Raw genomic sequence first — 22,468 nt, forward strand, 5'->3', positions numbered from 1 at the left:
CCCGGCCTCGCAGGACCGGAGCGGCCCCGCGTGACACGGGGCGCAGGGGGATGTCAGTGGTGTACGTCACTATGGGGGACATGGGAGCGAGCACGGGCAGGGCGGGCGGGACGACGGGCGGCGGGAAGAGCCGGGACAGCAGGGCGAGCGGGAGGAGCAGGGGGAGCAGGGGGAGCGGTAAGGGCTCCGGGGGTGTGACGGCCGCGCGGCGGCCGGAGGTGCGTCTGCCGCCGCTCGTCCCGTACGACGGCCGGGGCCTGGAGCCGGACGGGGACTACGACGGGGTGCGGTTCGACGGGGTGGACCTGGCGGACGCCTCGGGGCCGGGGGCACGGTTCCTGGACTGTGCGCTGGACGGCTGTGGCCTCGACCGTACGGAGCTGGTACGGGCCCGCTTCACGGACTCCGTCCTGACCGGCGTGCGGGGCGTCGGCACGGACCTCGCGGAGGCGTCGTTGCGGGACGTGGAGGTGGTCGACGCGCGCCTGGGCGGGGTCCAGCTGTCCGGGGCGGTGCTGGAGCGGGTGGTGGTCCGCGGCGGCAAGATCGACTACCTGAATCTGCGCGGTGCCCGGCTGACGGACGTGGTCTTCGAGGGCTGCGTCCTGGCCGAGCCGGACTTCGGCGCCGCGCGGCTGGTGCGGGTGGAGTTCCGGGACTGCGTGCTGAAGCGGGCGGACTTCAGCGCGGTGCGGATGGAGTCGGTGGACCTGCGGGCGGTGGCCGAACTGGACATCGCGCGCGGGGTGGAGCGGTTGGCGGGCGCGGTGATCAGCCCGGCACAGCTGATGGAGCTGGCCCCGGCGTTCGCCGCGCAGATCGGGGTGCGGGTGGAGGCGTGAGGCGGCGGGTGGGGATGCCCCCGCCCGGACTGGGAGGTGTTTGGCCGGAGGTGTTCGGGCCGGGCGCTGAGGTGGGGTGAGGGGGTTCAGATACGGGGGAAGCGGGCCTGGAGGTCCCAGATCGCGGGGTTGTCGGCGAGGCCCTCGTGCATGTCGCCGAGGTCCGCGATCAGGTCGTGCAGGAAGTCGCGGGCCTCGCGGCGCAGGAGGGAGTGGCTGAAGGTCAGCGGCGGCTCGTCGCCGGGCATCCAGTCCGCCTCGACATCGACCCACCCGAAGCGCCGCTCGAAGATCATGACGTCCGAGGACTCGGTGAAGTCCAGCTCCGCGTACTGCCGCCGGTGCGAGCGGTTGCCGCGCGGGTCCTGGTCGATCTGCTCGACGATGTCGCACAGCGCCCACGCGAAGTCGAGCACCGGCACCCATCCCCAGGCTGTGGACACCTCGCGGTCCGCCTTGGTGTCCGCGAGATAGACGTCGCCGGAGAACAGATCGTGGCGCAGCGCGCGGACGTCCGCGCGGCGGTAGTCGGTCTGCGGAGGGTCGGGGAAGCGACGGGAGAGGGAGTAGCCGATGTCGAGCACGGGTCCGATGGTGTCATGTCCGGTGCCACCGCCTGCCGCCTGCCGCCTGCCGCCTGCCGCCTGCCGCCTGCCGCCTGCCGCCTGCCGCCTGCCGCCTGCCGCCTGCCGCCTGCCGGGCGGTGGCGGGTGGGGCCGTCCTCCGTGTCACGGCAGCAGCCGTTGCTCCTTCGCCACCGCGACCGCCCCCGCGCGGGTGTCGACGCCGAGCTTGTCGTAGATCCGGCCCAGGTGGGTCTTGACCGTGGCCTCGCTGATGAACAGGGCGCGGGCGATGTCGCGGTTGCCGAGGCCCTGGGAGAGCTGGGCGAGGATGTCGCGTTCGCGGTCGGTGAGGCCGGGCCGGGGGCTGCGCATCCGGGCCATGACCCGGCTGGCGACGGGCGCCGACAGCGTGGTGCGGCCCTGGGCGGCGGACCGGATCGCGGCGAACAGCTCCTCGGGGCGTTCCGCCTTGAGCAGATAGCCGGTGGCCCCCGCCTCGATGGCGCGGGTGATGTCGGCGTCCGTGTCGTACGTGGTCAGCACCAGGACGTGGACCGTGCCGTCGGCGGCGATGCGCCGGGTCGCCTCGACCCCGTCGATGCCCTCGCCGAGCTGGAGGTCCATGAGGACGACGTCCGGGGTGAGCCGTGCGGCGAGCACCACGGCCTCCTCGCCGCTGCCCGCCTCGCCGACGACCTCGATGTCCGGTTCGCTGCCGAGGAGGGCGAGCAGGCCGGCGCGTACGACGACGTGGTCGTCGCAGAGCAGGATGCGGACGGGGGTGGGGGCCGGGCTCCGGGGTGCCTCGCCGGTCATGTGGGGTCCTCCGTGGTGGTGAGCGGGATCTCGGCCGAGAGCACCGTGCCCTCGCCCGGAGCCGACTCGATCGTCAGCGTGCCGCCGAGCTGCCGCACCCGCGCCCGCATCGCCGGGAGGCCGTGGCCGCGTACGGCACGAGCGTCGCGTACGCCCCGCGCATCCCGTTCACCCCGCGCATTCCGTTCGCCCGGCGCATCCCGCGCATCTTCGCCCCGCGCATCCCGGGTGGCCTGCACATGCCGAGCGCCCCGCGCATTCCGTTCGCCCGGCGCATCCCGCGCATCTTCGCCCCGCGCATCCCGGGTGGCTTGCACATGCCGTGCGCCCCGCGCATTCCGTTCCTCGTCCTCCGGCTCCGTGGTGAACCCGCGGCCGTCGTCGCCGATGTCGAGGACGACCCGGTCGCCGAGGTGGGTCAGGGTCAGCCCGGCCGCGGTCGCCCCCGCGTGCTCCCGCACATTGGCCAGGGCTCCCTGCGCGATGCGCAGCAGGGCGGACTGCACCCGGTCCGGCAGTGGGGCGTGCGGGGTGCCCTCGACGTGGCACCGGACGGTCGGCGCGCCCTGGGCCTGCGCCGTCTCGCGGGCGGCCAGCGCGTGCAGCGCCGCCTCCAGCCCGCCGCCCTCCGCCAGGTCGGCCGGGGCCAGGTCGTGGACGAAGCGGCGGGCCTCGGCGAGGTTGCGTTCGGCGATGCCCGTGGCCGTACGGACATGGCGGCGGGCGGCTTCCGGGTCGGCGCTCCAGGTGCGGTCGGCGGCCTGGAGCAGCATCTGCTGGCTGGACAGGCCCTGCGCGAGGGTGTCGTGGATCTCCATGGAGAGCCGCTGGCGCTCCGCGAGAGTGCCCTCGCGGCGTTCGGTGGCGGCCAGTTCGCGGCGGGTGCGCAACAGGTCGTCGATCAGCTCGCGCTGCCGGGCCGCCAACTCCCGTTGCCGGACCGCCTGGCGCTGCATGTGGACGAAGACGGCCGTCGCCACGGCGGCCACGGCGGGCGGGGCGAGCACCAGGTTCGGGTCGAACCCGGTCGCCAGGCGCAGTTGCGCGGCGACGACGAACGCGGTGAGCAGGGCGACGAGCGCGAGCGCCGCACGCGGCGGCAGGATGCGCAGCCCGGTGTAGAAGAGCGGCACCGCGCACCACGCGAAGCTCGGCGCGAGGACCACCAGCACCATCCAGACCAGGACGAGGAGCCCGAGCCAGGCGAGGCGCCGCGGGGTGGGCCGCGAGCCGAGGACCGGGCCCAGCAGGTACAGCGCCGCCAGCGTGAGGGAGAGGGCGATGATCCACGGGGTGCGGGCCTCGCCGGGGTGCCGCATCAGGAACCGGGTCAGCGAGGCGCCGAGCAGCAGGAAGAACGCGGCGTGCATGAGGAGCGCGAGCCACCGGGCGTCGGGGTCGGACCCGGGCACTCCGGGCTCCTCTCCCGCGCGCCGTTCCGCGTCCGGGGAACCGCTGCGGTGCTGCACCTCGTCCCTCACGCTCCCTCGCTGACCTGCGGACATCGCCGCTGACCTGTGGACATCCCCTGCTGATCTGCGGACACCCCCGCTGACCGCGTACATCCCTGCTGACCTGCGTGAACCCTTCCATGGTGGCCCGGTCCGACCACCCGCGCATCAACCGATCGGCTGATGGGGGCGTCGGCCGACCCGCGCGCCGCTTCCAGCCGCTGCGCCGACCGCGGGGGCCCGGTCCCGCCGGGAGGATCGACAGCGGAGCGAAACGCCCGGAACGACGGGCACACCCCAGGCCGCCGGGACCGCCGGACGCCGGGGACGCCCAGAACCCCTCAGGAGTCCACCATGAAGAAGCTGTCGCTGCGTACCCGTGTCGTGTCCGGTGCCGTCGTCATCGCCGCGCTCGGGGCCGGGACCGTCGGCGTGATGTCCGCGAACGCGTCCTCCCCGGCCACCGCCGCCCCCGCCGCCGTGAAGGCGGACCCGGACCACCGCAACCTCCAGCAGACCACGCACCTGACCGTCGCCGCCGCTACCAAGGCCGCGCAGGCCGCCCTGGACGCCGCGAAGAAGGAGAACCAGCGGGTCTCCGTCGCGGTCGTCGACCGCAACGGCACCACCATCGTCTCGCTGCGCGGCGACGGCGCGGGCCCGCAGTCCCCCGAGTCCGCCGTGAAGAAGGCGTACACCGCCGTCTCCTGGAACGCCCCCACCTCCGAACTGGTCAAGCGCCTGGAGCAGGCCCCCAACCTGAAGGACATCCCCGGCACGCTGTTCCTCGCGGGCGGCGCCCCGGTCCAGGTCAAGGGCGCCCCGGTGGCGGGCGTCGGTGTGGCCGGGGCGCCCAGCGGCGACCTCGACGAGAAGTTCGCCAAGGCGGGCGTCGCGGCCCTCGGCCGGTAGCTCCCCCTTCCTCCGCGCCGGAAGCTCCCTCCCTCCGCGCCGGTGGCTCGCCCCCTACGGCACGGAGGGCGGGCTCGGCTCCCGGCTGAGGCCGCCCTACGCCGTCGTACGCCCCGGGGACGGCAGGCAGGGACCTGGCCGCCGACGAGGAGAGCGAGCCCGTTCGTCTGGAGGCAGGCAACCTGCCGCTCGGTATCGCCGTCCTCTGAGTCGAAGCCGTCCGCCCGTCCCCCGAGGCGGGCGGCTTCACCCCGCCCCGCTCCCCGCACCCCGCCCCGCTCCCCGCGCTCAGCGCCCTGCCCCGCGCTCCGGGCGACGTCGGCGGTTCGGCGACAGACCCTAGGATCGACTGGTGAAGCGCCACCCCCCGGCCCGTACCGCACTGCTCCTCCTGGCCCTCCTCGGCGCGGGGTGCGCCGGCGGGGTCGGGGGCACCCCGGGTGCGGCCGGGCTGCGTGATCCGTACTTCCCGGGGCTCGGCAACGGTGGTTACGACGTCACCCACTACGCCCTCAAGCTCGACGTCGACCCCGCCGAGGACCGGCTGCGCGGCACGGCGACGATCACCGCCCGCGCCACCCAGGATCTGAGCGCCTTCCACCTGGACCTGGCGGGGCTCGACGTGGAGAGCGCCACCGTGGAGGGCCGTCCCGCCGCCGTGAACCGGGCGGGCACGGAGATGACGGTGCGTCCGGCGGGCGCGGTGGAGGAACGGTTGCGCGCGGGGCGGACGTTCACCACCGTCGTGCGCTACTCCGGCTCCCCGGAGACCGTCGTGGACGCGGACGGCGCGGAGGAGGGCTGGCTGCGGACGGCGGACGGCGCGGTCGCCTTGGGGGAGCCGACCGGCTCCATGGCCTGGTTCCCGGGCAACCACCACCCGAGCGACAAGGCCGCGTACGACGTCGAGGTCACCGTCCCCCAGGCGCTGACGGCCGTGTCCAACGGGGAGTTGGTGACGCGGCGCACGACGAACGGCCGCACCGCCTTCCACTGGCGGACCGCCGAACCGATGGCGAGCTATGTGGCGACGCTGGCCGTGGGCCGGTTCACCACCCGGCAGTCCGTCACGCCCGGCGGCGTGCGGCTGTTCACCGCCGTGGATCCCGCGTCGGCGGCGGCGAGCGAGGACGTGCTGAAGGAGATCCCGGCCGTACTGGCCTGGTCGGCGGGCAGGTTCGGACCGTACCCCTTCTCCTCGGCCGGGGCGATCGTGGAGCGGAGCGATGACGTGGAGTACGCCCTGGAGACGCAGAACCGGCCCGTTTTCCCCGGCTCGCCCGACACCGCACTGCTCGTCCACGAACTGGCCCACCAGTGGTTCGGGAACTCCGTCACCCCCAGGACCTGGCGGGACATGTGGCTGAACGAGGGCTTCGCGACCTACGCGGAGTGGCTCTGGGCCGCCGACCACGACGACGTCCCCGTCGAGGAGAGCTTCGACGAGGCGTACGAGGACGACGCCAACTGGGCCTTCGCGCCCGGCGATCCGCCCTCCGCCGTCGATCTGTCCGACCCGCCGGTCTACGGGCGCGGGGCCATGGTCGTGCACCGTCTCCGGCTCGCGCTGGACGACGACGAGGCGTTCTTCGCCCTGGTCCGCGGGTGGACGGAGAAGTACCGGCACGGCAACGCGTCCACCGACGACTTCACCGCGTACGTGGAGGAGGAGACCGGCCGGGATCTCACCGGGCTGTGGGACGCCTGGCTGTACGGCGGAAGCCGGCCGCCCCGGGAGGGCTGACCGGCTTCCGCGTACCTCAGGCCGCTGGGGCTACTTGACGTTGACCCCGGACCAGGTGGCCGAGACCGCCTTCAGCTCCTCGCTGTCCGCGCCGAACAGGTCGGTCGCCGCCTTCTCGGTCGCGACGCGCGCGCCCGCGTAGTCGGTGGTGGAGGTCATGTAGACGGAGAGCGCCTTGTACCAGATCTGGTACGCCTTCTCCCGGCCGATGCCGGTCAGCGTCGAGCCGTCGGAGGTCGGGGAGTCGTACGCGACGCCGTTGACGGTCTTCTTCCCGCTGCCCTCGGACAGCAGGTAGAAGAAGTGGTTGGCGACGCCGGAGGAGTAGTGGACGTCCAGGTCGCCGAGGTTCTCGTCCCAGAAGTCGGCGGAGGCGCCGTCCTTGGAGGGCTGGTCCATGTAGCGCAGCGGGGTGCCGTCGCCGTTGATGTCGATCTTCTCGCCGATGAGGTAGTCCCCGGCGTCCGCGGCGTTGTCGGCGGAGAGCTCCACCGAGGCGCCGAGGATGTCGCTGGTGGCCTCGTTGAGGCCGCCGGACTCACCGGCGTAGTTCAGGTCGGCGGTGGCCGCGGTGAGACCGTGGGTCATCTCGTGGGCCGCGACGTCGATCGCGGTGAGGGCGTTCTTGTTGCCCTCCCCGTCGCCGTACGTCATGCAGAAGCAGCTGTCGTCCCAGAAGGCGTTGACGTAGTTCTCGCCGTAGTGGACCCGGGAGTACGCGGCCTTGCCGTCGCCCGCGATGCCGTCCCGGCCGAGGGCCGACTTGTAGAAGTCCCAGGTCTTGGCGGCTCCGTAGTGGGCGTCGACGGCGGCGGTCTGCCGGTCCCCGCCGGTGCCGTCGCCCCAGACGTCGTCATCGTCCGTGACGAGATCGCCGGTGCCGGAGGAGCCCTGCTTCAGGTCGTACGTCTTGTGCCCGCCGCGGTCGGCGTCGGTCAGCTCGAAGCCGGCGTCGGTCTTCGTGGTGGTGATCTCGACCTCGCCGCTGTACTGGCTGTTGCCGGTGCCGGTCTCGATCCCCTCCCAGCTGTACAGCTTCTTGCCGTTGGTGGCGTCGGTGAGGGTGTGGACGCGGCTGGGCGTGCCGTCCTTCTGGACACCGTTCTTCACGGTTTCGAAGGCGAGAACGGGCTTGCCGCCGTGGCCCGCCCAGATGACCTTGCGGGCGTCGGCCGCCACGCTCTTGATCTTCGGCGTGGTCGACGCCACGGCTATCTTCGCGTCCGTCGCCCGGTCGACGCTCTTCAGCCTGCCGTCCGCGGCGGTGTGGGTGACGAGGTCGCCGCCGAGGACGGGCAGCCCGTCGTAGGTGCGCTCGTAGCGGGTGTGGACCGTGCCCTTGGCGTCCTTGACGACATCGCGCACGACCAGCTTCTCCTGGCCGCCCAGCTTCAGCGCCTTCGCCGCCGAAACCGCCTCCGCCTGAGCGGACTTGATGGCGGTGGCGCGCTGCGCCGAGGGGTTCACGCCGAGCGCGGCGGCCGTGGAGGGGGCCGCACCGGGGCCGTCGTCGCCGGGGGTGGCGGCCGCCGAACCGGCCTGGACACCGGCGACGACCATCGCGGCGACCGCCGCGAGTGCCGCGAGCCGCCGGGTGCCGCGAGGGGTGCGGGAGGCGTGGGGGGTGGTGTGGAGGTTCATGAAGTTCTCCGTCGGTCGTCCTGTGGGGGGACTACGAGCGGAGAGCGTGCCATCGAATGAGCGAAATTGACGGTGTGCCGACAAATGCCTCACAACTTTTTGACCAGCTCTTGTACGAATGGGGTGCTGGGCTGTCCGGTATTCGGCGAAGTGACGGATTTTCGCGGCGCGTCGGCATCGCGGCGCGTCGGCGCTTCAGCGCGTCAGCGTGACGGGTGCGTCAGCGCACCAGTGCGCCGGTGTGTCGACGCAGCGGTGCGCCGGTATGCGGTGCACGGTGTGGTTGACGGCGCGTCACACGCCGGAGCCCCCGGCCGCGTGGTGCGGCCGGGGGCTCGGGTGAAGCGGTGAAGCGGGTGACGCGTGTTCCCGGGGTGACGCCGGACCACAAACGCGTCGGAGGACGGACGCGTCAGAGGTTGACGCCGAAGTCCTGGGCGATGCCGCGCAGGCCCGAGGCGTAACCCTGGCCGACCGCGCGGAACTTCCACTCGGCACCGTTGCGGTAGAGCTCGCCGAAGACCATGGCGGTCTCGGTGGCGGCGTCCTCGCTCAGGTCGTAGCGGGCGATCTCGGTGCCGCCGGCCTGGTTGATGATGCGGATGAACGCGTTGCGGACCTGGCCGAAGTTCTGGCTGCGGGCCTCGGCGTCGTAGATGGAGACCGGGAAGACGATCTTGTCCACGTCGGCCGGCAGACCTGCCAGGTTGACGTTGATCTGCTCGTCGTCGCCCTCGCCCTCACCCGTGACGTTGTCACCGGTGTGCACGATGGTCTGGTCCGGCGTCGCCTTGTTGTTGAAGAAGACGAAGTGACCGTCGGAGACGACCTTGCCCGCGGGGTTGACCGCGATGGCCGAGGCGTCGAGGTCGAAGTCGGTGCCGGTGGTGGTGCGGACGTCCCAGCCGAGGCCGACCGTGACGGCGGTCAGGCCCGGTGCCTCCTTGGTGAGCGAGACGTTGCCGCCCTTGGACAGGCTTACTGCCATGGGAAGTCCCTTTCCTCGTCGTGTGCGGGCTCCGTGCCATCACGAAGCTACCGTCACCCGTCATAACGCAAGCAGCAGACCATGAGGTTCCTGCCCGCTTTACTTTCTTTGCCGAACTTCCTCCGGAAGGGGTGGGCGGGGCTCGCAAAAGAAGGTGACGAACAGGGCGCGGGGCGGGGACCATGGGTGTCATGTCCGGGCCCTATGTCATCCGCGGTTCGGTCTCCCTTCCGGAGGCCGAGCTGATGTGGCGTTTCTCGCGGTCCTCCGGCCCCGGCGGCCAGCACGTCAACACCAGCGACTCCCAGGTGGAGCTGCGCTTCGACCTGGCCGCCACCGACGCGCTCCCCGAGGTGTGGAAGGCGCGGGCGCTGGAGCGGCTCGCGGGCCGGCTGGTGGGCGGCGTGGTGTCCGTACGGGCCTCCGAGCACCGCTCGCAGTGGCGCAACCGGGAGACGGCCGCCGTGCGGCTCGCCGCCCTCCTGGCGGAGGCCACGGCGCCGCCACCGAAGCCGCGCGTCAAGCGGAAGATCCCACGCGGGATCAACGAGCGCAGACTGCGCGAGAAGAAGCAGCGCGGCGACACGAAGCGCGGCCGCTCGGGCCGCGACTGGTAGCCCGCTCCCGCTCTCCCCGCTCTCCCCGCTCCCGCTCTCCCCGCTCCCGACCTCCTCGCTCCCCGCCCGCGGCTCCCCGCCCGCGCGACGCGTTCGGGGGTTCGGGGTCACCCAGCAGATCACCCCAAGTGCCGGTAGCGGCCCTTGAAGTACGTCAGCGGGTCCCCGTCCGGGCTCGGCAGCTCCGCCGTCAGCACCCGTCCGATCACCAGGGTGTGGTCCCCGGCCACCACCCGTTGCTCGGTCCGGCATTCCAGCGTGGCCAGCGCACCGCCGATCAGCGGCGCGTGCGACACCGCGCCGCGCGCGTACGCGACGTCCTCGAACAGCAGCCGGTCGCTGATCCGGCCCTTCATCGCGAACCGGCCCGCGATGTGCCGCTGGCTCGCGGCGAGGACGGAGACCGCCCACAGGGGCTGCTCGTCCAGGAGGTCGTCCATCCGGGAGCCGTTGCGCAGGCTCACCATCACCAGGGGCGGGTCCAGGGACACGGACATGAAGGCGGTCGCCGTCATACCGACGTCCTCGCCCCGGCCGTCCTCGTCCAGGGGCGGCTCCTGGGCGGTGACCAGCACCACCCCGGCGGCCAGCCGCGCGAGGGCGGCGCGGAACTCGTCGTTGCTCACGCCCTCAGCATGGGGGATGGGATCGGGGGGCGGGGTGGGGGTCGTCGTCTGGAGCACACCGGAAACGCTAGCTCCGGCGCCGAGGCGGCCGCATCGGGCCAGGGGACCAGGCAGGTCCTAGGACTTCCGGAACCCGAGGTCCCACCCCGGCACCGGGGAACCCAAGGTCCCGCCCCGGCCACATGGAACCCGAGGTCCCGCCCCGGCGCCATGGAACCGAGGTCCCGCCCCGGCACCGGGGTCCCCGGCGACCGGGGATGCCAGGATCCGGGACCCGTCGGAGTCCAACCGGAACCAGCCTCGTCATTTCCCTGCGCGGCCAACACATGATCATCTATTGTGACTTGAGTCACAGAGTCCAATTTCCGTTGACCCTGTGTACCGGGTGCACAGCTCACTGTGATTCAGTGGCCGTGACACTGCAACAAGTACGTCGATATGAAACCTGGAGTTGCTGTCGAGGTCTCGGGGAGAGCGAACGATGGAGGCCGAGTCGGAGCCGTACGTCCGTCTTGCGACCATGCGGCAGCTGCATCAGGCCGTCGCTGATCTCAACACGGCGCGGAGCCTGGCGGACACCTTGCAGTCCGTGGTCGACGGCATCGTCGCGGGCCTCGGATACGAGCTGGCCTGCGTCAACCTGGTCCGGCCCGAGGGCGACCTCGTCGTCGCCGCGTTCGCGGGCAACTCCGCCGCCGAGGCCCTCATCACCGGCCGGGTCGGCTCCCGCGACTCCTGGGACCGCCGTCTCGCCATGGGCCAGGGCTGGGGCGAGCTGCGGTTCATCCCGCACACCGAGGGCTGGGTCCTCCTCGACGACGACGTACCGCAGTGGCACACCGAGGGCCCGGAGCCGCGGTTCGAGGACGAGTGGCACCCGCTGGACCGCCTCTACGCCCCGATGTACGCCTCCGGCGGCGGCCGGGACCTCCTCGGCGTCATATCCGTCGACCGGCCGCGCAACGGGCGCCGCCCCGGGGCCTGGGGCCGCGAGGCGCTCCAGATGTACGCCTCCCAGGCCGCCATCGCGATCAGCAACGCCCGCCTCCGGTCCAACATGCAGCGCGCGCTGGTCCGCCTGGAGCGGGAGCAGCAGGCGCTGCGGGCCAGTGAGGAGTCCTTCCGGCAGGCCTTCGAGTACGCGCCCAGCGGTATGGCCATCGCCGAGATCGGCGGCGACCAGCGCGGCAGGCTGCTGCGCACCAACGACGCGCTGTGCCGGCTGCTGGGCCGCCCCGCCTCCGTGCTGCGCCGCCACTCCTTCGCCGACCTGGTCCATCCCGAGGACATCGGCACCCTGCTGCGGACCTCCGCCGAGGGCGGCCGGGCCGAGCTGCGGCTGAGCCGCCGGGACGGTACGTACCTCTGGGTCTCCCTGCGCAACTCGGTGGTCGCCGACGCCGCGGACGGGCCGCGCTTCCTGCTCACCCACGTCGAGGACATCGAGGAGCGCAAGCGGCACGAGCTGAACCTCGCGCACCGCGCCTCGCACGACGCGCTGACCGGGCTGCCCAACAGCGCCGAGCTGCGGGCCCGGCTCAGCGCCCGCATCTGCGAGCGCCCCCACGCCCCGGCCGCGACCGCGATCGAGGCGCTCGACGCGGCGTACGGGGACGTCGAGTCCTCCCTCACCCACGGCTACCGCGCCGACGGGTACGAAGGGGAGGCGCTGCCCGGCGGCGGTCCCTACGACCACCATGTGCACGCCGTGGCCCCGGACCCGGAGCGCGACGACGGGACGAAGGGGCTCGCGGTCCTCTTCTGCGACCTGGACGGCTTCAAGTCCATCAACGACCGCTTCGGGCACCACACCGGTGACGCCGTCCTGATCGAGGTGGCCCGGCGGCTGACCACCTGTGTGCGGGACGGTGACACCGTCGCCCGGCTCGGGGGTGACGAATTCGTCGTCCTCGCCGACGGCCTCGGGGCGGCGGACGCCGCTGACCTGGCCGTTCGCCTGAGAAATGCCATCATTCCGCCCATAAGGGTCGATGGTCGCGCGGTCCGGGTCGGCGCGAGCTTCGGCATCGGCTGGGCCGCCTGCGGGATGACCGCGGAAGAGGTCCTGCGCTCCGCCGACCAGCGGATGTACGTGGAGAAGCGGTCCCGGTCCAAGGTTCACCGCCGGGCCGGCTGACGTTCACGGAGCTGTTCCTCCCCTACCCCGTACGCGTTCCCCGGGGCCCTGCCGGACCAAGATCGCCATTCGGGCTGTGCTCCGTTCGGGGTAGGCTCGGCCGGTCGGCGACGGCTGGCGAGATGGTGAGGAGTGACCCAGGGATGACGGCCGGGAACAACGGCGCGAGCAAGCCCGAGGAAGACGATCCGTTCGGCTACCTGTACGCGGACGGACAGGCGGCAGGCGCCCAGCCGCCCCGCCAGGGCGGGTACGGCTACCCGGGTCCGGCCGCGCAGCCGGGCGTGCCGCGGACGTCCTACAACCAGGTGCGGGCGGTCGGCGAGCGTCAGTACGGGCAGCAGCAGGGCGGCTACGGCTACCCGCCCCAGCAGAGCTACGGCCAGCCCGCGCAGCAGTACAACCAACCGAACCCGCAGTACGCGGCCCCCGAGACCTACGGCGGTCCGACCACCGCGCAGCACGGCTCGGTGCCGGGCGGCGGCGGGTCCGGCGCCCGGGGCGGGACCGGCGGCCGGGGTGGGTCCGGTGGCCGGGGCGGCCCGAACACCAGGGTGCTCCTGATCGCGGCGGTCGCCGTGGTCGCGGTCGTCCTCGTCGGCATCGGCGCGGCCCTGCTCACCGGCGACGACGGCGGCAAGGACGGCAAGGGCAGCGAGGCGTCCTCCTCGCAGGGCTCCTCCGGCCAGGTCGAGGAGTCGAAGAAGCCGGAGTCGCAGAAGCCCGAGGAGACGCCCAAGCCGGTCGAGCTTCCCAAGCAGGACGCGGCGACGCTGACGCTGGGCGGCTCGGCGTCGCTCGACAGCAGCGTCGAGGGCGCCAAGGGCGCGAACGGCAACTACATCAACCTCAACGAGGTCGGCCGCTCGGCCACCTGGACCGTCGAGGTCCCCGAGGCCGGGGCGTACACCCTGTACGTGACGTACGGCGTGCCCGGCAAGGACGCCAAGACGACCCTGACCGTCAACGCGCAGCAGCCGCGCTCCATCAACATGAAGAACTTCGCGCAGGCCGAAGAGGGCGACCTGGAGAAGGGCTGGACGAACACCTACGCCTACGTCCAGCTCGACGAGGGTTCCAACACCCTCAGGCTGTCCTGCGAGACGGGCGACGAGTGCGACGCCAACCTCGACCAGCTGGAGCTGAAGGCGGGACACATCAAGAACTGACCCCGCCCGGCGGGCCCGGCCCACGCCCCGACCACCGCCCGGTGGCCGGGGCGTCGGCATGTCCGCCCCAGGGCGCCCGGGGCGTCGGCGTGTCCGGCGGCGTCTCAGGGCGTCGGCGCGTGCGGCTCCACCGTGACGCGCCCCAGCAGCTCCGCGTAGGCCGCCGCGTCGAACTCCCCGGCCGCCGGGGCCAGGACCGTCGCCGCCGACAGGGCCACCGCGCGGGCGAGCCGCTCCGGCCAGTCCAGCCCCTCGGCCAGGGCGGACAGCAGCCCGGCCACCGCGGAGTCGCCCGCACCGGTCGGGTTGCCGCGGACCGGTGCGGGCGGGGCGGCCCGCCAGGTCCCCTCGGGGGTGACGGCGAGCACGCCTTCGGGGCCGAGCGAGGCGACGACGGCGTGCGCCCCGCGGCGGCGGGCGTCCCCGGCGGCGCGCAGCGGTTCACGGGCCCCGGTCAGCCGGGCCAGCTCCTCCGCGTTCGGCTTGACCAGGTCCGGGCGGGCGGCGACGCCCCGGCGCAGGGGCTCGCCGCTGGTGTCCAGGAGCACGGGTACGGCGGCGGCGCGGGCGGCCCGGACCAGCTCGGCGTAGGCCCCCACGTGGATGCCGGGCGGCAGGGAGCCGCAGAGCGCGACCGCTTCCGCGTCCGCGAGGAGTCCGGTGTAGCGGCCGAGGAAGGCGTCCCATTCGGCGGGGCCCACGTGCGGTCCGGGCTCGTTGAGCTGGGTGGTGTCGCCGGTGGAGCGGTCGGTGATCGCGAGCGTGCGGCGGGTGTTCCCGGCGACGGGGACGAGGGCGTCGCGCGGCGGGAGCGGGGCGAGCAGGGAGCGCAGGACGTCCCCGGTCGCGCCGCCGACGAAGCCGGTGACCACGGTGTCGTGGCCGAGTGCGCCGAGGACCCGGGCGACGTTGAGGCCCTTGCCGCCGGGGCGCTCGATGACCTCGTCGACCCGGTGGCTGCCGTGCGGGACGAGCGCGTCGACGGTGTATGTCACGTCGAGCGCGGTGTTGAGCGTGACGGTCAGGATCACCTCGGCCGCTCCCTCCTCGGTGCGGGGCCCCGGGGTCTGTCGCGGGGGCTGTGGCGGGTCTGGCGCGGGGGCCGGGCCACCGGCCGCGGCGGTGCGCGTGGTCGCTCGCGGCCCGCGCTGTTGATGATCATGTCAAAGCGATGGCGGTCGGCCCAGCCCCGGGCGCCGACCGCCATCGCTTCGTTACGTGGTGAACGTCCTGCGGGCCCCCGGCCCATCCTCACGGCCTGCGGGTCCCCGCCCGTACCGCGCGTCCTGAGGGCCCCGCCCGCAGGCCTCAGGCCGTCTTGGGCTCGACGATCCACTCGCCCTGGCGCATCACGCCCTTGAGGACGAAGTCCTCGTCCAGGACGACCAGGTCCGCGTCCTTGCCCGCGTCCAGCGAGCCGACCCGGTCGTAGACGCCGAGCAGCCGCGCCGGGTTGGCGGAGATGGACCGGACGACGTCCTCCACGGGGATCTCGTCGAGGGTGACGGCCCGCCTGAACGCGGTGTCCAGCGTGAGTGTGGAGCCCGCGATCGAGCCGCCCTCGACCAGCCGGGCCACCCCGTCGCGGACCTCGACCGCGAGCGGGCCGAGCTGGTATTCGCCGTCGCCGAAGCCCGCCGCGTCCATCGCGTCGGTGATCAGCGCGACCCGGCCCGCGCCCTTGTGGCGGTAGGCCAGCTCCAGGACCGCCGGGTGCAGATGGGTGCCGTCGTTGATCAGTTCGACGGTGATCCGGTCGTCCTCCAGGAGGGCGGCGATCGGGCCGGGCTCGCGGTGGGCGAGCGGGGGCATCGCGTTGAACAGGTGCGTGGCGACGGTCGCGCCCGCGTCGATGGCCTCGACGGTCTGCTCGTAGGTGGCGTCCGTGTGGCCGATGGCGGCGATGACGCCGAGCTCGGCCAGGAGCCGTACGGAGTCGATGCCGCCCGGCAGTTCGGTGGCGAGGGTGACCATGCGGGCGGCGCCCCGCCCGGCGTCGACCAGTGTGCGGACCTCGGCCGGGTCCGGGTAGCGCAGCAGCTGCTCGCTGTGGGCGCCCTTGCGGCACGGCGAGATGAACGGGCCCTCGAAGTGGATGCCGGCCAGGTCGCCCTGCTCGACCAGCTCGGACAGGATCCCCGCGCGCCGGGCCAGGAAGTCCATCTCTCCGGTGACCGTGGAGGCGACCAGGGTGGTGGTGCCGTGCTCGCGGTGCGTACGGATGCCGGTGAGGACCTCGTCCACGGTGCCGGAGGTGAAGGAGGCGCCGCCGCCGCCGTGGTTGTGCATGTCCACGAAGCCGGGGACCACCCAGTGGCCGGTCAGGTCCAGGGTCCGTGCGCCCTCGGGCGCGTGTGCGGAGATCCGCGAGCCCTCGACGGTCACCCGGCCGTCCTCGACGGTGCCGGTGGGGAGCACCACCCGGGCGCCGGCGAGAACGGTGCTGTCTGCTGCGCGTCCGGCCATCAGGCGGAAACCTCCGTGGAGAGTAGATCCCAGGCGAGCAGCCCCGCGCCCAGGCATCCGGCGGTGTCCCCGAGGGCCGCCGGGACGATGTGGGGCTGCTTCTGGAACGTGACGCGTTCCTCGACGGCCGCACGCAGTGGTGTGAACAAGGTTTCCCCGGCCTCGGCGAGCCCGCCACCGATGATGATGCGGCGCGGGTCCAGCAGGGTGAGCGCGGTGACCAGCCCCGCGGCGAGCGCGTCGACCGCGTCGGCCCAGACCGCGATCGCCGCCGGGTCGCCGGACTCGACGGCCTTCGCGCAGTCCGCGGCGTCCGCCTCGGGGTCCCCGGAGGCCGCGGCCCAGGCCCGGGTCACCGCGGCGGCGGAGGCCAGGGTCTCCAGACAGCCGCGCTGGCCGCAGCCGCAGTCGGGCCCGTCCGGGCGGACCACGATGTGGCCGATCTCGCCCGCGTACCCGTGGGCGCCCGCCTCGATGGCGCCCCCGATGCCGATGGCGCCGGCGATCCCGGTGCCCAGCGGGACGAACAGGAAGCGGTCCGTGCCCCGCCCGGCCCCGATCCGCCCCTCGGCGAGCCCGCCGGTGCGCACGTCGTGGCCGAGGGCGACGGGGAGGGAGCCGAGCCGCTCGCCGAGCAGGGCGCGCAGCGGTACGTCGCGCCAGCCCAGGTTCGCGGCGTACACCGCGACGCCCCGTTCGGCGTCGACGATCCCGGGGACGGCGACGCCCGCGGCGGCGGCGCTCTCGCCGAAGTGCTTCTCGCCGTGGGCGCGCAGCTCCGCGGCGAAGCCGAGGATGGTCTCGACGACCGCGTCGGCGCCGCGCTCCCGGCCGGTGGCCCGCCGCGCCTCGTGGAGGAGCGTGCCGTCGGTCCCGACCAGTGCGGCCTTCATTCCGGTGCCGCCCACATCGAGGGCGATGACATGTCTCACGGGAGACAGTTTCGCCCGCCGACCCCTAAAAGGTCTAGTCCACTAGCGCTGTTTGTTGCGCACCCATACAAAATGAGGAACGGGTGAAGGCGCGGCAGTATGCACCGTAAAGCGACGAAATGGTGACCGGGATCGGCGGGGATCCGCGCCGAAGGTCTGGACCAAGATACGGGCAGGGGTCGCCGGACTGCCAGGGCGCGCACGCCAGTTGACGCCCGAAGGGCCTGATCGCGGCCTCGATACGTTGCCGAAGCGATACGCCACCCAGGTAGACCACTGCCTCGGCCATAGGGGAAAATCGCAGTTCATCCGGACGGTGTACCGGAAATAACGGCTGTACCACAGCCGCGCGGGCGGCCGCGTGGCGACGCCGTGCGCACCGGCCGTGAGCAAGGCGACCGACGAGGATGGGCGAGGCTGTGCAGCGGCGCTTGATGGGTCTGACCGCGGCGGTGGCCGCGCTGGGAATGACGGCAGCGGTGTCCGGCTGCGGCGGCGGTGGCAGCGGCTCGGGTGACGTCACCCTGAAGCTGGTGGCCGCCGACTACGGCACCGGCGCCGCCAACAGCTCCGAGAAGTACTGGAGTGGTGTCGCGTCCGGCTTCGAGCGGGAGAACCCCGGCATCAAGGTCGAGGTCACCGTCCTGTCCTGGAAGGACGTCGACCGCGAGGTCGCCGAGATGGTGAAGGCGGGCGACGCCCCCGACATCGCCCAGATCGGCGCGTACGCGGACTACGCCAAGGACGGCAAGCTCTACAGCGCGGACGAGACGCTCGCCATCCGCACCTCCGCCAACTTCCTCCCCTCGCTGACCGACGCGGGCCGGGTCGACGGCACGCTGTACGGGCTGCCCTTCGTCGCCAGCACCCGGCTGCTCTTCTACAACGAGAAGCTCTTCGGCCAGGCGGGTCTGGACGCCCCCGAGACCTGGGACGACATCGCGGCCGACGCCGCCGCGCTCAAGGCGAAGGGCGTCGAATACCCCTTCGCCCTGCCGCTCGGCCAGGAGGAGGCGCAGGCCGAGACCCTGATGTGGCTGCTCAGCGGTGGCGGCGGCTACACCGACGAGGTCGGCGCGTACGACATCGACTCGACCGCGAACATCAACACCTTCCGCTGGCTGCGGGACAACCTGGTCGGCAAGGGCCTCACCGGCCCCGTCGCCCCGGGCAAGCTCGACCGGGCCAAGGCCTTCGAGGCGTTCACCGCGGGTGACGTCGGCATGCTCAACGGCCACCCGACGCTGATGGACGAGGCCGAGGCCAAGGGCATCAAGGTCGGCATGGTGCCGCTGCCCGGTGCCGACGGGCCCGCCGAGGGCTCCATGGGCGTCGCCGACTGGATGATGGGCTTCAAGGCGAACGGTCACCGCAAGGAGATCGGGAAGTTCCTCGACTACGCGTACTCCGACGAGAACGTCCTCACCTTCGCCGACGAGTACGACCTGCTCCCGGTCACCGGCACGGCCTCCGCGGCGATGGAGTCGGACAAGAAGCACCAGAAGCTGACCGAGTTCCTGGCGGCCCTGCCGAACTCCACGCTGCCCCCGTTCGGCAAGACCTCCTGGGCCACCGTGAGCGACACGGTCAAGAAGAGGATCGGCGAGGCGGTCGAGCCGGGCAGCAACCCCGAGAGCGTGCTCGGCGGGATATCCACGGAGGCGAGGCAGGCGGAGGCCGCCGAGTAGGACCGGCAGCCGGTGCCGACAGCAGCCGGTGCCGGTGGCCGCTGGCCGGTGCCGGTAGCCGGTGCCGGTGTCGGAGGCGGGCGTTAGGTTGGCTGGCATGACCGCTCCCGACCCCGCCGCCGACCCCGCGCCCGACCCTGATCCCGCCCCCGGTGCCGACCGCGTCGAGGACGCCGCCCGCGGCGAGCGTGACGAACGCGTCGAGCGTCCCGGGGGCCTCTCCGCACGGAGCCGGGCGGTGCTCGCCCTGGAGCGGCGGCCCTGGGCGGGGCCGGGTGCGAAGGAGCGGGCGATCCGCGAGGAGCTGGGGATCTCGCCGGTCCGCTACTACCAGCTGCTGAACGCGCTCATCGAGGACGAGCGGGCGCTGCGGGAGGACCCGGTCACGGTGAACCGCCTGCGCGGGCTGCGGCACACCCGGCGGGGCAGACGCTGAGCGGCCGCCCTCGACCGCGGCGCGCGGAGCCCGCGCCGGGGCGTTCCCCGGTCGCCCGAGGGGCCTGGGCCGTCGGGAGCGCGCCCCGCTAGGCTCGACCCATGGGCAGTCACGCGGAAGACCTTCCGACCCCGACCACCCCGGCAGGCCGCGAGGGGCTCAGCGCCGTCCTCGCCCGCCCCGACCGCGCGGTCGTCGCGCTCGACTTCGACGGCACGCTCGCCGACATCGTCCCGGACCCCGAGCAGGCCCGCGCCCACCCCGGCGCGGTGAGCGCGCTCGCCGCGCTCGCGCCCAAGGTCGCCGCCATCGCGGTGATCACCGGCCGCCCGGCGGGTGTCGCCGTGCGCCACGGCGGCTTCGCGGACGTCCCCGGCCTGGAGCGCCTCGTCGTCCTCGGGCACTACGGTGCCGAGCGCTGGGACGCGGTGACGGGCACCGTCCACGCTCCCGCCCCGCACCCGGGTATCCACGCCGTGCGTGCCGAACTCCCGGGCGTGCTGGACGAGTTCGGTGCCTGGCACGGCACCTGGATCGAGGAGAAGGGGCAGGCCGTCGCCGTCCACACCCGGCGTGCCGAGGACCCGCAGGCGGCCTTCGAGTCGCTGCGCGGCCCCCTCGGCGAACTGGCCGCCCGGCACGGGCTGATCGTCGAACCGGGCCGCCTGGTGCTGGAGTTGCGCCCGCCCGGCATGGACAAGGGCGTCGCGCTCGCGGAGTACGTCGCCGAGCTGGACGCCGGGTCCGTGGTGTACGCGGGCGACGACCTCGGGGACCTCGCCGCGTTCGCCGCGGTGGAGAAGCTGCGCACCGGGGGAGAGGGCGGTATCCCCGGCCTGCTGGTGTGCAGTGGCAGCGGCGAGGTGCCCGAACTGGCCGAGCGGGCGGACCTGTTGGTGCCGGGCCCGGCCGCGGTGGTGGACTTCCTGGCGGCACTGGCGGACCGCCTGTAGCCGCCGGATGCCCGGCCCCGGCGGACCGCCCGGAGTGACCGGGTGCCCGGCCCCGGCCGCCTACCCCTGCCGCAGCGCCTCCAGCTGGTCGAGGAACCACTGCTGCGGCGGGAGCGCGGTCGCCGCCTCGGCCAGGCGCTTCGTGCGGCCCGACCGCTCGTCGCCGCTCATCGTCAGGGCCTCGTGCAGCGCCTCGGCGGTGCCCGTCACGTCGTACGGGTTCACCACGATCGCGTCCTCGCCCAGCTCCTCGTAGGCCCCCGCCTCCCGCGACAGCACCAGCGCGCAGCCCTGGTCGGAGACGACCGGGACCTCCTTGGCGACCAGGTTCATACCGTCGCGGATCGGGTTGACCAGGGCCACGTCCGCCAGCCGGTAGGCGGCGAGCGAGCGGGCGAAGTCGTCCTTCACGTGGAGGACGACCGGCGTCCAGCTCTCCGTCCCGTACGCCCCGTTGATCTCCGTGGCCAGCGTCTGCACGGCCGCCGTGTAGTCGCGGTAGACGGCGAGGTCTTGGCGGGAGGGGTAGGCGAAGGCGACGTGGACGACGCGCTCGCGCCACTCGGGGCGGGTCTCCAGCAGCGTGCGGTACGCGTGCAGGCCGCGCACGATGTTCTTGGACAGCTCGGTGCGGTCCACCCGGACGACGGTTTTGCGGCCCTCGCCGATCTGCTCCCGCAGCGACACCATCCGCTGCTCCACGTCCGGCTCCTGCGAGCGCCGCCGCAGGAAGTCCGCGTCGGCCCCCAGCCCGTGCACCCCGATCCTGGTCCGGCCGGTGCCGCCGAGGATCTCCGTGCAGCAGCCGATGAACGCGTCCGCCCAGCGCCGGGTCAGGAACGCGGCCCGGTCCGCGCCGAGGATGCCGCGCAGCAACTGCTCCGCGATGTCGTCGGGGAGCAGCCGGAAGTAGTCGACGGGCGCCCACGGGGTGTGCGAGAAATGGCCGATCCGCAGGTCCGGGCGCAGCTCGCGGAGCATCCCGGGGACCAGGGCCAGGTGGTAGTCCTGCACCAGGACCGCCGCCTCCGGCCCCGCCTCCTCGGCCAGCGCCTCGGCGAAGGCCCGGTTGTACGCCTCGTAGGAGGCCCACTGCCGGCGGAACTCCGCGTCGAAGACCGGCTCCACGGGCGTCTGGTAGAGCAGGTGGTGGACGAACCAGAGCACGGAGTTGGCGATGCCGTTGTAGGCGTCGGCGTGCGTTCCGGCGTCGATGTCCAGCATCCGCACGCCCGGCTCGCCGACCCCGCGCCGCACCGCCTCGCGGTCGCCGTCGCCGAGGGCGGCGCAGACCCACAGCTTGTCGTCGACGGCGCTCAGCCCGGAGACGAGACCGCCGCCGCCGCGCTTGGCGTCGAGTGTCCCGTCCTCACCCAGGGTGTACGTGATGGGGCCGCGGTTGGACGCGACGAGGACCTGGGCGGTGGACGGGCCGGTGTTTTCGGCGTGCTCGGTGACCATGAGCGGAACCTAGCCCGTGAGGGAAGCCGCCAAACGCGCGTGCCGGGGACCGGTGAGCGTCCTCACGCGGCGTGGCGTGCCGCGTACTCCGCGATCTCCCGCATCGGCGGCCGCTCCTCGGTGTCCACCGCGTGGGTACGGGGCACGAAGCCGCCCTCGCCACGTTCGAACTGGGTCAGCGCGGGCCGCACCAGATGGCCCCGGGACAGCCGGAGCTGGGCGGTGCGGTAGATCGCCGCCGCCATCCGGCCCAGCGCCTGCCCGTCCTGGTGGCGGTGGACGCGTACGCCGACGTCGACCTGGCCCATCGCGTCCAGGCCCACGGTGTGCAGCGCGTCCACCAGCAGCCCCAGCTCCACCCCGTAACCGACCGGGAACGGCAGCCGCTCCAGCAGCGAGCGCCGCACCGCGTACTCCCCGCCCAGCGGCTGCACGAACCCGGCCAGCAGCGGCCAGTGCAGATTGAGCAGCGGCCGCGCCACCAGCTCGGTCACCCGGCCGCCCTGCCCCGCGCTGTCCCCGAGCGGACGGTCGTACATCGCCTTCACGAACTGCACGGACGGGTCGGTGAGCAGTGGTCCGACCGTGCCCGAGACGAAGTCCGCGGAGAAGTCCTTGAGGTCGGCGTCGACGAAGCAGACGATCTCGCCGCTGGTCACCAGGAGTGACCGCCACAGCACCTCGCCCTTGCCGGGCAGGGCCGGGATCCGCGGCAGGATCGCGTCCCGGTGGACCACCCGGGCGCCCGCCGCGGCGGCGACGGCGGCGGTGGCGTCGGTGGAGCCGGAGTCGATCACGACCAGCTCGTCGACCAGCCGGACCCGCTCCATAAGCTCGCGCCGGATGGTCTCCACGATCGCCCCGACCGTCGCCTCCTCGTTCAGCGCGGGCAGCACCACGCTCACCGACGAGCGGTGCGGGTCGGCGGCCCGGACCTCGGTGAGGCGGGTCAGCGGGCGGTCGGCGGACGACCAGGAACGCCTGGTCAGCCAGCGTTCCACCTCTTCCAGCACGGTCGGCTCT

At 73.2% G+C, this 22,468-nt stretch carries 20 protein-coding genes; 9 read left to right on the top strand and 11 right to left on the bottom strand.

Annotated elements, in window-relative coordinates; genetic code table 11:
- Nucleotides 1-218 precede the first annotated feature (218 nt).
- Complete coding sequence (locus tag ACIRRU_RS04285) at nucleotides 219-842, top strand: pentapeptide repeat-containing protein (protein ID WP_403676967.1); 624 nt, start codon at nucleotides 219-221, stop codon at nucleotides 840-842.
- A gap of 86 nt (nucleotides 843-928) precedes the next feature.
- Here ACIRRU_RS04285 and ACIRRU_RS04290 read toward each other — a convergent pair whose 3' ends face one another.
- The 3 genes from ACIRRU_RS04290 to ACIRRU_RS04300 all read right to left on the bottom strand — a co-directional run bounded on the left by ACIRRU_RS04290 (nucleotide 929) and on the right by ACIRRU_RS04300 (nucleotide 3,594).
- Nucleotides 929-1,426: a hypothetical protein gene (locus ACIRRU_RS04290; protein WP_363203809.1), complete on the bottom strand. Its 498-nt coding sequence runs from the start codon at nucleotides 1,424-1,426 to the stop codon at nucleotides 929-931.
- Between the two features lie 144 nt (nucleotides 1,427-1,570).
- The gene (locus ACIRRU_RS04295) at nucleotides 1,571-2,224 is read right to left on the bottom strand and encodes a response regulator (RefSeq protein WP_403675960.1); all 654 of its coding nucleotides are present in this window, start codon (nucleotides 2,222-2,224) and stop codon (nucleotides 1,571-1,573) included.
- Entirely contained in the window at nucleotides 2,221-3,594 is a 1,374-nt protein-coding gene (locus tag ACIRRU_RS04300; RefSeq protein WP_403676970.1) for a histidine kinase, read from the bottom strand. Before ACIRRU_RS04300 ends, ACIRRU_RS04295 begins: the two co-directional genes overlap by 4 nt.
- 435 nt (nucleotides 3,595-4,029) lie before the next feature.
- Between ACIRRU_RS04300 and ACIRRU_RS04305 the strand changes: the two genes are divergently transcribed.
- Nucleotides 4,030-4,587: a heme-binding protein gene (locus ACIRRU_RS04305; protein ID WP_403675962.1), complete on the top strand. Its 558-nt coding sequence runs from the start codon at nucleotides 4,030-4,032 to the stop codon at nucleotides 4,585-4,587.
- Between the two features lie 352 nt (nucleotides 4,588-4,939).
- Complete coding sequence (locus tag ACIRRU_RS04310) at nucleotides 4,940-6,331, top strand: M1 family metallopeptidase (RefSeq protein ID WP_403675964.1); 1,392 nt, start codon at nucleotides 4,940-4,942, stop codon at nucleotides 6,329-6,331.
- A 30-nt stretch (nucleotides 6,332-6,361) separates the two neighbouring features.
- Here ACIRRU_RS04310 and ACIRRU_RS04315 read toward each other — a convergent pair whose 3' ends face one another.
- A complete protein-coding gene (locus ACIRRU_RS04315) occupies nucleotides 6,362-7,972 on the bottom strand; it encodes a M4 family metallopeptidase (protein WP_403675966.1) in 1,611 nt (536 codons plus the stop codon).
- A gap of 412 nt (nucleotides 7,973-8,384) precedes the next feature.
- Entirely contained in the window at nucleotides 8,385-8,960 is a 576-nt protein-coding gene (locus ACIRRU_RS04320) for a TerD family protein (protein WP_363203804.1), read from the bottom strand.
- A 182-nt stretch (nucleotides 8,961-9,142) separates the two neighbouring features.
- Between ACIRRU_RS04320 and arfB the strand changes: the two genes are divergently transcribed.
- Nucleotides 9,143-9,577, top strand: a complete 435-nt coding sequence (gene arfB, locus ACIRRU_RS04325) for an alternative ribosome rescue aminoacyl-tRNA hydrolase ArfB (protein WP_363203803.1) — start codon at nucleotides 9,143-9,145, stop codon at nucleotides 9,575-9,577.
- A gap of 119 nt (nucleotides 9,578-9,696) precedes the next feature.
- Here arfB and ACIRRU_RS04330 read toward each other — a convergent pair whose 3' ends face one another.
- Nucleotides 9,697-10,203 (bottom strand): flavin reductase family protein, encoded by a 507-nt coding sequence (locus ACIRRU_RS04330; protein ID WP_403675969.1) that lies wholly within the window; start codon nucleotides 10,201-10,203, stop codon nucleotides 9,697-9,699.
- A gap of 481 nt (nucleotides 10,204-10,684) precedes the next feature.
- Here ACIRRU_RS04330 and cdgB point away from each other — a divergent pair, with 481 nt between their 5' ends.
- Together cdgB and ACIRRU_RS04340 are read left to right on the top strand one after the other, a co-directional pair.
- Nucleotides 10,685-12,340 (top strand): diguanylate cyclase CdgB, encoded by a 1,656-nt coding sequence (gene cdgB, locus ACIRRU_RS04335; protein WP_403675971.1) that lies wholly within the window; start codon nucleotides 10,685-10,687, stop codon nucleotides 12,338-12,340.
- 143 nt (nucleotides 12,341-12,483) lie between these two features.
- On the top strand, nucleotides 12,484-13,509 hold the full coding sequence (locus ACIRRU_RS04340) for a carbohydrate-binding protein (RefSeq protein ID WP_403675973.1): 1,026 nt from the start codon (nucleotides 12,484-12,486) through the stop codon (nucleotides 13,507-13,509).
- Between the two features lie 104 nt (nucleotides 13,510-13,613).
- Here the strand turns inward: ACIRRU_RS04340 and ACIRRU_RS04345 are convergent, their stop codons facing one another.
- The 3 genes from ACIRRU_RS04345 to ACIRRU_RS04355 all read right to left on the bottom strand — a co-directional run bounded on the left by ACIRRU_RS04345 (nucleotide 13,614) and on the right by ACIRRU_RS04355 (nucleotide 16,868).
- Entirely contained in the window at nucleotides 13,614-14,540 is a 927-nt protein-coding gene (locus tag ACIRRU_RS04345) for a 1-phosphofructokinase family hexose kinase (RefSeq protein ID WP_403675976.1), read from the bottom strand.
- A gap of 277 nt (nucleotides 14,541-14,817) precedes the next feature.
- Nucleotides 14,818-15,975, bottom strand: coding sequence for an N-acetylglucosamine-6-phosphate deacetylase (gene nagA / locus ACIRRU_RS04350; RefSeq protein WP_363203798.1), 1,158 nt, complete (start codon nucleotides 15,973-15,975; stop codon nucleotides 14,818-14,820).
- Nucleotides 15,975-16,868 carry an ROK family protein gene (locus tag ACIRRU_RS04355; protein ID WP_403676973.1) on the bottom strand — a complete coding sequence of 298 codons (894 nt, stop codon included), beginning with the start codon at nucleotides 16,866-16,868 and terminating at the stop codon, nucleotides 15,975-15,977. Before ACIRRU_RS04355 ends, nagA begins: the two co-directional genes overlap by 1 nt.
- Before the next feature lie 473 nt (nucleotides 16,869-17,341).
- Between ACIRRU_RS04355 and ACIRRU_RS04360 the strand changes: the two genes are divergently transcribed.
- The 3 genes from ACIRRU_RS04360 to otsB all read left to right on the top strand — a co-directional run bounded on the left by ACIRRU_RS04360 (nucleotide 17,342) and on the right by otsB (nucleotide 19,984).
- Complete coding sequence (locus ACIRRU_RS04360) at nucleotides 17,342-18,595, top strand: extracellular solute-binding protein (RefSeq protein WP_403676977.1); 1,254 nt, start codon at nucleotides 17,342-17,344, stop codon at nucleotides 18,593-18,595.
- Nucleotides 18,596-18,692: 97 nt separating this feature from the next.
- The gene (locus tag ACIRRU_RS04365; RefSeq protein WP_403675979.1) at nucleotides 18,693-19,031 is read left to right on the top strand and encodes a DUF3263 domain-containing protein; all 339 of its coding nucleotides are present in this window, start codon (nucleotides 18,693-18,695) and stop codon (nucleotides 19,029-19,031) included.
- 101 nt (nucleotides 19,032-19,132) lie between these two features.
- Nucleotides 19,133-19,984 carry a trehalose-phosphatase gene (otsB, locus tag ACIRRU_RS04370; RefSeq protein ID WP_403675982.1) on the top strand — a complete coding sequence of 284 codons (852 nt, stop codon included), beginning with the start codon at nucleotides 19,133-19,135 and terminating at the stop codon, nucleotides 19,982-19,984.
- A 60-nt stretch (nucleotides 19,985-20,044) separates the two neighbouring features.
- On the opposite strand, the gene ACIRRU_RS04375 is transcribed toward otsB, so the two are convergent.
- A complete protein-coding gene (locus ACIRRU_RS04375; RefSeq protein WP_403675985.1) occupies nucleotides 20,045-21,445 on the bottom strand; it encodes a trehalose-6-phosphate synthase in 1,401 nt (466 codons plus the stop codon).
- Nucleotides 21,446-21,507: 62 nt separating this feature from the next.
- The gene (locus ACIRRU_RS04380) at nucleotides 21,508-22,458 is read right to left on the bottom strand and encodes a glucosyl-3-phosphoglycerate synthase (RefSeq protein ID WP_403676980.1); all 951 of its coding nucleotides are present in this window, start codon (nucleotides 22,456-22,458) and stop codon (nucleotides 21,508-21,510) included.
- Nucleotides 22,459-22,468 lie beyond the last annotated feature (10 nt).

Origin of the sequence: Streptomyces sp. NPDC101181, from assembly GCF_044767975.1 — a bacterium.
GTDB lineage: Bacteria > Actinomycetota > Actinomycetes > Streptomycetales > Streptomycetaceae > Streptomyces.